At 40.0% G+C, this 13,421-nt stretch carries 12 protein-coding genes; 4 read left to right on the top strand and 8 right to left on the bottom strand.

All coding sequences use genetic code 11. From position 1 onward, the window contains the following. Positions 1-42: 42 nt before the first annotated feature. From F3H97_RS01630 to F3H97_RS01620, 3 genes are read right to left on the bottom strand one after another with little or no spacing between them, the layout of a single operon-like run. On the bottom strand, positions 43-300 hold the full coding sequence (locus F3H97_RS01630; protein ID WP_196430393.1) for a hypothetical protein: 258 nt from the start codon (positions 298-300) through the stop codon (positions 43-45). A gap of 45 nt (positions 301-345) precedes the next feature. Then, the gene (locus F3H97_RS01625) at positions 346-2,709 is read right to left on the bottom strand and encodes a DEAD/DEAH box helicase family protein (protein WP_230872785.1); all 2,364 of its coding nucleotides are present in this window, start codon (positions 2,707-2,709) and stop codon (positions 346-348) included. After that, complete coding sequence (locus F3H97_RS01620; RefSeq protein WP_196430392.1) at positions 2,702-3,034, bottom strand: nucleoside triphosphate pyrophosphohydrolase; 333 nt, start codon at positions 3,032-3,034, stop codon at positions 2,702-2,704. Before F3H97_RS01620 ends, F3H97_RS01625 begins: the two co-directional genes overlap by 8 nt. 115 nt (positions 3,035-3,149) lie before the next feature. Between F3H97_RS01620 and F3H97_RS01615 the strand changes: the two genes are divergently transcribed. Next, positions 3,150-4,994, top strand: coding sequence for a DUF262 domain-containing protein (locus F3H97_RS01615; protein ID WP_196430391.1), 1,845 nt, complete (start codon positions 3,150-3,152; stop codon positions 4,992-4,994). A 73-nt stretch (positions 4,995-5,067) separates the two neighbouring features. Here F3H97_RS01615 and F3H97_RS01610 read toward each other — a convergent pair whose 3' ends face one another. Beyond that, positions 5,068-5,268, bottom strand: a complete 201-nt coding sequence (locus F3H97_RS01610) for a hypothetical protein (protein WP_196430390.1) — start codon at positions 5,266-5,268, stop codon at positions 5,068-5,070. Between the two features lie 156 nt (positions 5,269-5,424). Between F3H97_RS01610 and F3H97_RS01605 the strand changes: the two genes are divergently transcribed. Together F3H97_RS01605 and F3H97_RS01600 are read left to right on the top strand one after the other, a co-directional pair. Continuing rightward, a complete protein-coding gene (locus F3H97_RS01605; RefSeq protein ID WP_196430389.1) occupies positions 5,425-6,117 on the top strand; it encodes an ABC transporter ATP-binding protein in 693 nt (230 codons plus the stop codon). Next, complete coding sequence (locus F3H97_RS01600; RefSeq protein WP_196430388.1) at positions 6,110-9,334, top strand: ABC transporter permease; 3,225 nt, start codon at positions 6,110-6,112, stop codon at positions 9,332-9,334. Before F3H97_RS01605 ends, F3H97_RS01600 begins: the two co-directional genes overlap by 8 nt. Positions 9,335-9,427: 93 nt before the next feature. Here the strand turns inward: F3H97_RS01600 and F3H97_RS01595 are convergent, their stop codons facing one another. Then, positions 9,428-10,492 carry an ImmA/IrrE family metallo-endopeptidase gene (locus tag F3H97_RS01595; protein ID WP_196430387.1) on the bottom strand — a complete coding sequence of 355 codons (1,065 nt, stop codon included), beginning with the start codon at positions 10,490-10,492 and terminating at the stop codon, positions 9,428-9,430. 15 nt (positions 10,493-10,507) lie between these two features. Then, positions 10,508-10,822: a type II toxin-antitoxin system RelE/ParE family toxin gene (locus F3H97_RS01590; protein ID WP_196430386.1), complete on the bottom strand. Its 315-nt coding sequence runs from the start codon at positions 10,820-10,822 to the stop codon at positions 10,508-10,510. Positions 10,823-10,947: 125 nt separating this feature from the next. On the opposite strand from F3H97_RS01590, the gene F3H97_RS01585 reads away from it, so the two are divergent. Then, positions 10,948-11,751, top strand: coding sequence for a sce7726 family protein (locus F3H97_RS01585; RefSeq protein ID WP_196430385.1), 804 nt, complete (start codon positions 10,948-10,950; stop codon positions 11,749-11,751). 10 nt (positions 11,752-11,761) lie between these two features. Here F3H97_RS01585 and F3H97_RS01580 read toward each other — a convergent pair whose 3' ends face one another. Both F3H97_RS01580 and F3H97_RS01575 read right to left on the bottom strand, forming a co-directional pair. Continuing rightward, complete coding sequence (locus F3H97_RS01580) at positions 11,762-12,859, bottom strand: beta family protein (protein WP_196430384.1); 1,098 nt, start codon at positions 12,857-12,859, stop codon at positions 11,762-11,764. A 143-nt stretch (positions 12,860-13,002) separates the two neighbouring features. After that, positions 13,003-13,413, bottom strand: a complete 411-nt coding sequence (locus F3H97_RS01575) for a DUF350 domain-containing protein (protein WP_031421322.1) — start codon at positions 13,411-13,413, stop codon at positions 13,003-13,005. Between the last annotated feature and the right edge of the window lie 8 nt (positions 13,414-13,421).

The following is a 13,421-nucleotide window of genomic DNA, read 5'->3' as shown; positions in this document are numbered from 1 at the left end:
AAACATTGAAAGCGGAACCAAGTGAAATTGGTCCCGCTTTCGTTAGTTATTGGTTTGTCTGAGGCCCCAAATGCCTTTATTTCCGGTGGAATAAAAGAGGTCTTCTTTTCCGATAAAGCTCGCCGAATCACTGGAATGCGCACGAATCTGTTTATTGACGTGCCCTTTCCAATCTTTATATCGATCGAGTTCGAGTTGATAGTATGATTTTTCGACATACGCATAAATGTCTTTCAAGGACGCCGTCCCACCGTGGTGTTGGAGGGCGAATTGGATTTTACGTAGTAACAGGCGTTTCACCTTACCCCCACCTCTCTAATTTTTCATTCAACATCACTAAATCAATCAATCTGATGATCGTTGCGCTTTCCGACTGAAGTAGTAATGTAAGCGAACTTCTACAATCTGGCTCACCCATTCATAAACTACCGGATTGCGGAGCGCTTCATTAAATTCGATATGTAGGCTTTCATTTTCTACATAAAACGGTCCTTTAGCAATTTTATCGAATGGCATCCGCAACAACAATTTTTCAATCCGTTGTTGATGGAAAGGTTGCTGAAAGTCTTTTGTCTTTCCATCAATCTGTTGACGATAAGGCACACTCGTCAAGTAATCATAAAACGGATAAGCTGCATCAGATGCTTTCAAAGGAGTGTACCACATTTGTTTCCCCCGCTCTAACATGACGGATAATACAACCATCTTATAACTTGTTGTAATTCTTGTATCCTCCACTTCATACAAAAGAGGATACATATTTTCAAAAACACTTAACTCACTGTCTGTTAACTCACCAATCTTCTTTAAAAAGCCGAAGAAGCCACTAAAGTGCTTCCTTTCGGATTGATACGCCTCCAATGAATATTCGCCTCGTTGGATTAGTTCTAGGTAGGTCGGTCGTCTCCCTAGCTCTTCCTTCACCATGAAATAATTTCGTTCTAATAATTGATGTCGTGTCGAAGAACGGGTCATCATTTTCTTCAAAAGATCGACAGTCTCTAAATCAAATTCGATTGTACACGAATTAGGTAAGCTATTTGATGTTGGAACCTTCTTCAGTGAATCTGGACCGTCTGTCGTCAATAGCGCCAGTTTCTTATCAATGTTTTTATAGTTCCCAATCAAATCGATAATCGTACAATGTGTCTTTCCTTTTGATAGACGTAGACCTCGTCCGATTTGCTGGGTGAACACTGTCAATGATTCTGTCGGACGACAGAACAATAACGTATCTATTTCAGGGATATCGACACCTTCATTAAATAGATTCACTGCAAAAATGATGTCCAATTGCCCATGCTTTAACTGAGTAATCACTTCGGTGCGATCATACTCGGCCTGACTATGAAGCGCTACCGCCTGCACTCCTTGTCTCCTAAAATAATCCGCCAAATATTCAGCTTGTACAACGGAAGAACAAAAGCCGAGTGCTCTCGATTGATGATGTTCTGACCAAGCCTTGTAAATCTTCTCGGCAACACTTTCTTTTAACTGTTCTGCCAATAACTCTTCTTGATCGTAACGACGTCCATTGATAAGACGAATCTGAGAGTAGTCGATTTCATCATAAATTCCAACGTAATGAAACGGGGTTAAAAACGATTCTTCAATCGCTTCCGTAAAGTGCATCTGGAAAGCGACGTTATCATCACAAAGTGCATATACGTCTCCTCCGTCTAAGCGGTCAGGCGTAGCAGTCAAACCAAGTAAGAACTTTGGTTGAAAATAATCTAGCACCCGACGGTAGGAAGGAGCAGCCGAATGATGAAACTCATCCACGATAATCAAATCGAATTGCTCCGGGTCATATTGCTCCATTCTTTGCTTCGAAGCTAACGTTTGAATCGAGGCGAACACGACATCAGCAGTTTCTTGATTTCGTGATTCACCTCCAAGTAGTAATCCTGTCTTCCAATCCGTTGCCACATTGAGAAATGACTTTTCTGCCTGTAACAAAAGTTCCTTTTGATGCGCAACGAAAAGGATACGTTTGAATTGACGAGCAAAAAATGCACTTAAATACGTTTTTCCTAATCCAGTCGCCAAAACGAGCATCGCTTTTTTTCGGCCTTCCGCCATCGTCTCTCGGAGTGTCAACAATGCCGCATCTTGGACAGACGTCGGTGTAATCGAATCATCTTCTATGTAAACGGGAGAGTGTTCAGCGACCTCCAGCTCCTTCATTCGATCCTTTCGCGCTTCGTACTCTTCGCGATAAGGCTGTAACGAGACTGGATTCATCATTTGCGCATACTCACTATAAAATAATTCATGGAACGCAGCGACTGACTCTTCAAACACTTCCTCTGAGACACTCGAAGGAATTTCAACATTCCATTCCACACCATGATTTAGTGCACTATGCGACAAGTTCGAGGAACCAACAAAAAATGTACCGCTTCCTATTGTACGGAACAAATATGCCTTTGGATGGAACGACCTCCCTTTTGAGCGGTATAGCCGGAGCTCAATATTCGGTATTTGTAATAGCATATCCAATGCATCAGGATCGGTAAGGTACAGATAGTCTCCTACCAAAATTCTGATTTGAGCGCCACGTTCACTCGCTTTTCTTAACGAAGCGGATAATTCTTTCACTCCCGAAACTTGAGCAAACGCGACGACCATATAAATTTCAGTCGCCGCGTCTATGTGTTCTTGTAAAGGGATGCCTAGATTGCTCGTATGGAGTCGTAAATCACTCATAATCGAGGACCTCTTCTAAAAATAGACCCTTTTCAAAACCGCCACGTATTTTGCGTTTCTCTTCACGTATGCGGTTCAATTCATCGAAGTCTGCCCCATGCATGTTTCCAAGTGTATAGACCAACTCCAAAATGTCAGCTAACTCTTCAAGAGACTCTTCATCAATGTTCGTCTCTTCATACTCTTTGATTTCTTCATAGAGTTTCAAACGTGCTTGCTCAAAGTGTTCGGCTTGAGTAAGTTGCTTCACAATCGGGATTTTTCCTGATTCGTGAATAATTTCAGGAATGCGGTCACGGATTAATTTATTGTACTCTTTCCTCATTATTCTCAACCCTTTCTGCATGCATTGCGGTAGATCAATTTCTATTAAAATACTATACTTTCATTATACCCAATTATTTGAAGGTTTGTTTTATGAAATAGGAGGCTGTATCTAATTGATTACTTCAGAAATCCAATCAATATTTAACGTATTTAATAATGATTTTATTTACGAAATTCCTGATTTCCAAAGAGATTTTGTATGGGGGGAAGAAGAAGTTACACAGCTCTTTAAAGATTTTAATGAAGACACAGAAGAATTTACAAAGGAAAGTTCGTTATTAGACGGCTATTTGTTGGGAAATATCGTGTTGATTAACAATGATCACCAACCTGCAAACAAAATTGTGATTGATGGTCAACAGAGACTTACAACCCTTTCGTTACTATATAAAGTTCTAGAAGAAACAATTGATTATCGTTTACATCAGAATAAAAGCAGCTTTGATACAATTCAAAAATGGATGAATGTCCGAGGTGAATTAAACAAAGGGTATGGATTATTTGACGATGATGCAAATTTTAAAACTTCTAAAATACAGCATCACAAAAGCTTAGAATTTGGTAGTACTTATCGGCACATTATTCGCCCAGATTCTAATTCGAAAAACCTATCTCAAACTTCTACTCAAATTGAAGAAGTATATGATGTATTAAAAGAAGAACTCGCTAAATTAGATGATCAGAAATTATTGAAATTTGTAAACTACATAAAACATAAAGTCATGTTAATTGTAACTACTGCACCGACATTATCTAAAGCATTTCAATTATTTGAAATCTTGAATAACAGGGGGAAAGATTTAGAACCACTAGATTTAATAAAAAACATGCTTTTAAAAAATCTTGCTAAAGATTTCTATAGTGACGATGAACGAGATAAGTTTACTGAGATGTGGAAAAAGTTTAACAACAACCTCGTACTCAGTCCCAAAAGAAAAGTTGAATCTTCAACCTTCCTAAAGCATTATTTAGTAGGAACCACTGGAGAAAACATTCGTAAAGATAAACTCTTTAACTATTATTCAGAACTAAATCCATCTAAGGAAGAAGTTTTATCAATCGTTTCAGAGATGCATGATGTTTCATACACTTACGGAAAATTAGAACGTAAAGAGTTTGAAGGATTCATTAAAAATACTCATTTACTCAATGTTTTATTCAAACTTTTGAACTTAAAACAGGCACAAACAATCCTCATTCCATTCTACAATGAATCAGAACAAAGAAAATCAGAGATTGTTGATTTGGCAATTCGATTGGGTGCAAGTGTTATTTTCTCTTATACGCAAACTAACTATATTGAAGCTGAAATACCTTCGTTGATAAAAAAATATAATGCAAACTTAAAGCGAGAAGGGCAAGACCAAGCTTATCATCAATTCGTAAGTGAGTTAGAAAGAAGAATTTCAGAGAAAGCTAAGCTTGCAAAAGAAGCTGTATTTGCTAGAAAATTTGAGAACACCAGAGGAAACTACAATAAAAAAGGTTACGACTTGCTCCGTTTCATCGAAGCTTATGGTCATTCCGATAACACCGTTCTTCTAACGTCAAACCGAAATAAAAAGGTCACTTTGGAACACATCATGCCAAGAACACCAATTAGTAATGAACTGATAGAAGGTTCCGGCTTTGAAGACTTAGAAGAATATAAAGAATACGTGAATCGAATTGGTAATTTTGCACTTATCGGTAACGATGAAAACTCTTCACTTTCCAATAAACAATTTGATCAGAAGAGATCTGTATATGCAGATTCATCAATTTGGACCACTCAAGTATTAGCAGATCGTTTAATCTCTTCGATGAAGTCTGGAAAAGAAGTACAACAATTCGAAAAAATTAATAGCTATTTGTTTATGGATGAATCTTCTTCAAGTGTTTATTGGACAAAAGAATTAATTCTGAAGCGATCTGAAAAACTTGCAGCGTACTTAGAAGCAGTCCTCACTAACAAATGACCAACTTCATTATCAATTCTTTAAGATATGTATTTAAGAAAAGTGATATCATTTCACTTTTCTTTTTATTTTGTCAATCCACCTCAAACGCCTTCACATACGCCACATGATCCAACATCACAATCAACTCATCCTCAAACTGTACGAAGCCATCGCTCGCATGTCGAAACACTTGAAAGATCGACTCTAATGCCTCATATCGCGTATCCGCCTCCACCATATACGTCAGCACTTCTTCGTTAATTAAATGGAATTCAATTTCGAATGATTTCATCTTCTCTCCTCCTCCTCACTCTTCTATACCCGTTCCCCATTTGAAAAAAATACAGCTATACATTGGAATGTTTTTCCTCTAATCTGAAAATAGTCAGAATATTACGTCCTCTTACATATTTTCACTATAACATAGGTAAAGGAGAGATTTAACGGTATGGCTTATCACTTCACATGCGAACATTTAACAAAACGCTTTGATACGGGTGACGTCAAAACGGTCGCCTTAAAAGACATCAACCTTCGCTTCGAACACGGAGATTTCATCTCCATCATCGGACCATCGGGATCTGGGAAGTCGACGCTCCTCAGTCTGATCGGTACACTCGACCGCCCGACAGAGGGCACGTTGCTCTTCAACGACGAACCCATCTCGACGCTATCTGCGAAACAGCTCGCGGACTTCCGATTCGAGAATATCGGTTTCATCTTCCAACAGTTCCATCTCATCCCGACACTGACAGCACTTGAGAACGTCATGTCCCCGCTCTTCGGACGAAAAGTCGATTACGACGTTCACGAACGTGCGCTCGAATTATTGAAGGAAGTAGGTCTCGCTGACAAAGTCGATTCGTTGCCCTCCCAACTGTCCGGGGGTCAGCAACAGCGCGTCGCCGTCGCCCGCGCCCTCATTCATCGCCCGAAATGGCTCCTCGCCGATGAGCCGACGGGGAACCTCGATACACACACGGGTGACGTCATCTTCGACCTATTGATCCGCTTGAATCGCGAGAACGGATGTGGCGTCCTCTTCGTCACCCATGACCCGGAACTCGCCGACCGGGCCAACCGAAAAATCGAGATGCGCGACGGGCAGGTCGTCGCGATGAGCGACGTCCATCATGCTTAAGTTCATTTGGAACTCGTGGTGGCGGAATAAGGAACGATTCATCCTGCTCATGGTCGGGATGCTCATCGTCAGTACCGGGCTCAGCTATCTTCTCGGTGTGACGCAGGCTAATAACGGGACGGTCGTCAACGAGCTGCAAAAACGTTGGGACTCGTCTTATCACATCGTCGTGCGTCCAGAAGGCAGCCGGAGTGTGACCGAGGACTTGAACCTGCTCGAACCGAACTATATGAGCGGACTCGAAGGCGGGATCACGCGCGAACAGTACGAAACGATTCAACAGATTGCCGACATTGATGTCGCGGCACCAATCGCCATGATTGGGTCGACTTATTCGAGCTCGTTCACGCAAACGCACACGTTTGATAAAGCGGGTCTTTATCGCCTTAAGATGAACACACTCATCGATACAGGCATTGAAAAAATCAATGACTTCCAAGACTTGAAAGCCTACTTTTGGGTCGGCTGGATGCCAAACGGTGATTCCACTCACATCGGCATCGGTCCGACCGCCCTATATGAAGAATTCCCACTCAGTTACGGAAGTGATGTCATGCTCGCGGGAATCGACCCGGTCGCCGAAGCGAAACTCGTCGGGTTAGACGATGCCGTACAAGCGACAGCGTTCAGTCGTTACTTCAATGAAGAGGATGTCCCAGAGCCTTACGATGAAGACATCACGACAATCCCGATTTTGATGAGTACAAAAGACTACGTCGATGCCTCGATCAACTACACCATCGAAGAAGTCGATGCCGATACGAGCGACCAAGAGGCGTTTATCAAAACCTATCTCGAGAAAGGGAAAGGGGAGTATCTAGATAGCTTGAAAGGCACGACAGTCGCCTCATACGACTTTACAGCCCAACAAATGCACGACAATATCACGAAACACATTTTAGAGGGAAAACCGCAGCCACAAGATCCTCGTCTCACCGTGGAATACACTTGGCTTTCCGAGAAGGCGTCACCTCTTGTCTATGAAGGCGTGACGAGCCCGTTCCCGAAACGTTGGCCGTATTCGTATCAAATCAAACCGTTCCTCGCTGAGGGTCAAGTGAAGTATGGTCAAGAAAGTATGTATCGTAAGTCCAATTTATACGCAGAAGACCTTAACGATGCACCGAAAGTAAAATATAACTACATCGGCTTATTCGACCCATCGAAACTGAAGTTGTCAAAAGATCCGTTGACGGAACTCCCGATGGAGACGTATTTCCCGGCAAGCGCCGAATGGGTCATGAACTCGAAGGATGAGCCGGTCAACCCACCGACGACTGTCAAACCGACGAATAACCCATATAGCTTCTTGACGAAACCACCGTCAATGTTGACGACACTCGACGCGGCGTTCGCCATCGCCGGTGACAAGGCCATCTCGGCCATTCGCGTCAACGTGAAAGGCGTGGACGTCTTGAACGAAGAAAGTGAAGCGAAGCTCCAAGCAGTCGCGAAGGAGATTGAAGACAAGACCGGTCTCATCACCGATGTCACGCTCGGTTCGTCTCCACAATACGCCGTCACTTATCTCCCTGGTTTAAAAGGAGAAAGTTCGCTCGGTTGGATTCAGCAGCCATGGATTAAAATCGGGTCATCGATCACGATTTTCCAAGAAGCAAAACTCGGCTTCTCCGGCGTCGTCGCGAGCGTCATCCTCGTCGCGATGCTGTACGTATTCAGCTCGAACATCATCATGTTATACGCTCGTAAGAAAGAGTTTGCCATCCTCTTGTCACTCGGTTGGCGGCCGAGTCAGCTGTCGAAACTGTTATTCTTAGAAGCCACGATCCTCGGGTCGATGGTCGCGCTCATCTCATGGATGATTCTCGGAACGTTCCTTTGGACGGCGGCCGGCTCGACTTCAATCACCCGTATCTTATTGATTGGACTCGCCGGTCTCTTGATTTACTGGCTCGGGACACTCATCCCGATTCGACTCGTCCGCCGCATCAAGCCATATGAGACGATGCAGTCCGGTGAAGTCTCAAAAGGACGACGTCTCGGCCGTTCGCGCTCAAGCGTCGGTATGAGTTTGAACCAACTCGTGACGTATTGGCCACGGACGTTGTTGTCGATTCTCGCCATCGCTTTACCGACGAGTCTGTTCGGCTTCTTCTTGTTCGTCACGTTCCGCCTCCAAGGCGTCTTGTATACGACGTGGATCGGGGAGTTCGTGGCACTTGAAGTCGGAACGATGCATTACGTCGCTATGGGGGTCGCCTTACTGATCGCGATGCTCACGACGACCGAGATCATGTGGCAAAACGTTTCTGAACGAAAACCACAACTCGCCGTCTTGAAAGCGCTCGGTTGGCAGAATACGTCCATCCGTCGTCTCGTCTTGACAGAAGGCGCGTTGACCGGCTTCTTCGCCGGATTACTCGGTGTGACGTTCACCATCATCATCGTCACGATCATGTATCAACAGTTCCCGACGTCAGAGCTGCCGTTCTTGTTTGCGACCATCCTCATCCCGGTCGTGACAGGTGTCTTAGGTGCATTGCTTCCTGCCGAACGTGCCGTCCGCATCACACCGGCTGAAGCAATCGGTGGGCACGTCGTTAACCAAAAGCAAGTCGAGAAACGCTTCCGCTTCGTCCTCGGGACGACGGCGACGGCACTCGTTGTTGGGATCATCAGCTTGTTCGTCTTCACGTCACCAGAAGTCAAACCGGTCACGGAAGTGGCGAAAGCGACACCGGCCCCGACTGCGCAGACGACGGGTGCGAAACAGGCTGATTTAAAAGCTGATAAACCGAAAGAAGCAAAAGACACAACACCAAAAGAAGATGATCTTCAAAAAATCATGAACCTCGGCACGTTCCAAACGTTTATTGGAGATCCACAAATGAAGAAGCGTGAATTCCAAGTTGGACAACCCGTCTTCGCTTCACCGGATGGAACTGAATCGGAAGATGGTAAGCGATTCGTGAGTCTCCCGCTCTCCCTCTTCCATTCAGATGACGGTCAAGGTGGTTATATGGAATATCGTCCAAACGGATTTCGTATGTACACACCAGACGGGACAAAATATAGTCCAGTCGATCTGGTCAACCACAATAAGAAAGCGTTCAAGAACGGTTTTCGTTATTTCACAGGCGAGAAATCCGAAATTGATTTAGTCTTCCTCGTCCCAGAGAAAGAGAAGACACTCGTCTTGTATGCGTCAAGTGACGCCATGCCGAAAGTGTATACCGTCAAAATTGACGTGCCGTAAACGAAACAACGTCGCCCCGATTCGAGGCGACGTTACTTTATTTTATTTCGCTTAATTATTAATACCTATGAAAAGATGAGTAAAACGAATGTTTTATCTATTTTTTAGATAGTTCAATTTGTCGTACCCTATATGTCCATCATGTTGTAATCTTGCAACAACTATCCCTGGTAATACCTTCTGAGAATTAGCAAACTCCATTATCTCTTTCGAACTGAAAATTTTATTATTAATAAAATCTGTGTAATCTTTTTTGTCGATAAAAAAGTCCCTAGCAAATTCGTTTGCCTCTTCCTCTTTTTTATCAGTCTCAACTTGAAAGTCTTCTTCGAAAGTTATAATCGACTTGTTGGAATCATAATGTTTTAATAAATGACCAATCTCATGCATTAAAGCAAACCACACATGATCATGTGTTTTAAATCTCCCCGTTAAATAAATCGCAGGACTTCCTTCATAAGTTGTTAGAGCCCCTCGTACTTTACTATTTTCAACAGCATCATAGACTACCAGATACACGCCTAAGCGATTCAATAATTTCCTTGCACTCTTTAGAGAGTCTTTATAATTATCATTTAATGAGAGTAGTTTAAATTTCGGCAACATTTTTATCAACTTCTCATTATCAAATTTTACTTCCTCTAAGTTCTTATTTTGAATTTCAACTTCTTCTCCTGCTAAATTTAACCAAACAGCAATAGATTCTAATTCTCCGCCATCTTGCATAAAATCAATTTCAAGATTAGAATATCTAAAGTCAAATTGTTCAAAACTATCAATTTTTAATAGCTTCAACATTTCATTAGCTTGTCTCTCTAAGCTCCAATCCAATCCTTCAAAAATTGATTTAAATTTAAAACGATTAGAAAATTTCTTTAATTGATCTATACTGTAAACATTAACTTGGGACTCTTTTTCGCTAATATATTGAATATATTTTTTATTATAATTTATCCAATAAGAAGCAGGTATATCAGGAATTACATCTTGTAACTTAACTAAATATTCATCATCTAAAATGATTTTTCCGTTTAAGAACTCAGACAAATCTTTTTCGCTCATACCTATTTTTAAAGAACACTCTCTCGGTTCAATTTCCATCACTTGTAAATAGTCATTTACTAACTTTCCAGTATGAACTATAAATCCGTTAGACATGATTTAGCCTCCTTTCTAGTGATAATCTTCGATTGATCGAATTTCTATGGCATTAATTGTTTTTAAATCATCTTGGTCCCATTCTCCAAATGGACTTATAACAATCCGATAGTTTTTAGAAATATCTATTCCCCAACACTCACTAAAATCTCCATCTAATTTATGTCGCCGAGGTGGTGGAATATGTGGAATATCTTCTAAACTACTAGCTACTTTTATTTCTGAAAGTCTGATAATTAATTTCTTATAAAGTGGAGTATAGTGCTTTTTTATAAGTCGCTCATCACTCAATATTTTTTCTAATTTTCGATTTGCATAATATATTTTCATTTTCACCCTCCTTTTAAAAAGATTATTAATTTATAATTTGTTTTTCTAATTTCATGAAAAATGAATATTAGTAGCCTCAAAATTCGATGTATATTATACTTTTTACATGGAATGGAGTGCAATGAATGAAAGATGAAAAATTCGAACTAGCTCAGCAATTGTCTAGTAAATATTATACATTACTTAGTGAAGTGAACATTAATGAAACAGTCATAGATGTTTTTCAAGATAAGTTACATTTGTACAATGAAGATAAATATAGTACGTATCGAGAATTCGTTAATAACTTTTTATTAAGTAATTATCCAAACGAAGTGTCAATAAAGTCTACATTTTTAAATAATGTTCTTTTCAAAGAACATAACCATGTTTCAATATTTGAATTAAATGTGGGAAAAAGCAGATTAGACTTATGTAAGCTAGGGCGATTTAGTACCGCATTTGAAATTAAAACCGAACTAGATACACCAAAAAGACTTAAACAACAATTAGATGATTATTTTAAAGTTTTCGAATACGTATTTGTTATATGTTCTGTAAACAACGTAGATTCAATTCTTCCTTACCTACCAGAGAGTTGTGGTATCTATACGTATCACACAACCCTTTCAAAAAGATATATCTTTAAAAAAACAAAAAAAGCAATCAAATCAGACAAAATACAAAGTTACGATCAACTTTCTATTTTAACCAAACTAGACTTAATTAACTATTTTGATTGTTTTTATTCTGAATCAAAAGAGGAAATGATTAACTTCGTAATAAATAGTCATTCTTCACAAAAAATAAACATAAAATTTAAACTTTGCATAAAAAATAAGTACGAATCCAAATGGCGGTTTTTATCAGAAAATAGAAGTGAAATATTTGAAATAGATTACCAATGGTTTTTTAAAAATACACTTTCCCCTAAAGTAGTATATCTTTAATTAAGATATACTACTTCTTTGACTGTTGTTGGATATATCGTGTTAATGTTAGGTTACTCCATGTTCCCCAATTACCATACTTCACTTGCATCGCCTTAATTTTTTTTATTGCTATGCAACTATTATCTCCATCTAATAAGCTTAAATTATTTATAACTTCATCTCTTATATATTCATAACCTTTTACACCTTTGCTTGTGTCCTCATTAACTATTGAATAGAATTGATTCTTTTCTTTCAGATATATCAAAGCCAGCGCTGCCCCCATTCCATTGCCACCACTTGGATCTTTCGGAAGATCATCTTTTAACCCACCATAGTCTCCAAAACCATTCAATTCATATTGCTTGTACACTTTCGCAACCTTATTATCTATTTTTTTTGTAAATACTAAATTTTCATAGTCTCCATTTTTATAGATTCTTGATCGTGGAGAATTAAAAATAATTTTTGATGATTCAACATCTAAATCTTGAAACTCATCTAACTCCATAAATTTTGAATCCACATTCTGACTTCTGATATCTAACATTAAAAAATCACGTTCATTCATACTGTTCTCTAAAAACAAACTATAGTCTTCTAACAAATGATCTTCGATTCTAATTGCAATCTCAGAATTTTTAATTCTTAGTTCTTTTATCAAATTTGTTAAATCTGGTTCGCTTATTTTTAAGTTGCGTTTAATCGAAACAACAGGAATCATATTTTCATAATTTCCTATTTCTAAAATTCTACTTCGATAATAGTTGAAATCCCTACTCAACTTAATTGATAGTTCTATGCCTTTAAAGACATTATTTCCATACTCTTCATTTGTAAATCTAAAAAAATCAATAAAACATTTTTTACCCTTCAATCTTTTTTGTAGTAACTCAAGAGTTATTATATCCTCTTCTCTTTTTGGGAGTTTGATTCTATTTCTTCTCGTTTTTCCAGGTTTCTTTTCGTAAACGAAATCTCCAGTAGATTCATCAATTTCATAATTAATTTCATATTCATCTTTTATGATTTCAATATAAGGAATTAATGAATCTCCAAAAAAGAAATTCATGTCTTTTAAAACCTTTAATTCCTCTTGTCGATTTTTCATAATCGAGATATACATAAAATCTCCCCATTTTCACTTTTGATTAACTTTCAGAAGTATAAGAGTTTGATTAATAAAAGATATACCATAGTGCCGCTGCCACTAAGAACAGCCCGGCCCCGATGAACAAAATCTTTGCCAATCGTTCGTATACCATGTCTTCACCTCACCAATGCCGCGCCGACGACGAGGGAGACCCCAATCGACAGCAAGAATGCCAACAATCCGACGGCGATATTCCCTTGTTGAATCTCATCGTTCACCTTCAGTGTCGGTGTCAAAAATTCAAACAACCAGTATGTCGCGAGGAGCAAAATGAATCCGAACCCACCCCCGACGAAGATGTCGATTGTGCTATCATGATGGCTCTCGACGACACGAAAGATGTTGGCGAGACCGACAATCTTCCCGCCTGTCGCCAAGGCGACGGCAATATTTCCTTTTTGAATCTCACGCCAGTTGCTGTACGGCGTCGTCACCTCGAAGATGGCAAGACCGACGACAATCATCAGTCCCGCCATCGAATAGAGGCCGAACGACTCCAGCATAACGGCAAACGTAATCGTACCCATTCCCGACT

It is taken from the genome of Exiguobacterium sp. SRB7LM (assembly GCF_015712685.1).
In the GTDB taxonomy this organism is placed as follows: Bacteria; Bacillota; Bacilli; order Exiguobacteriales; family Exiguobacteriaceae; genus Exiguobacterium; species Exiguobacterium profundum.
Note: the sequence above shows the minus strand (reverse complement) of the source record. Positions and strands in the feature narration are given on the sequence as shown.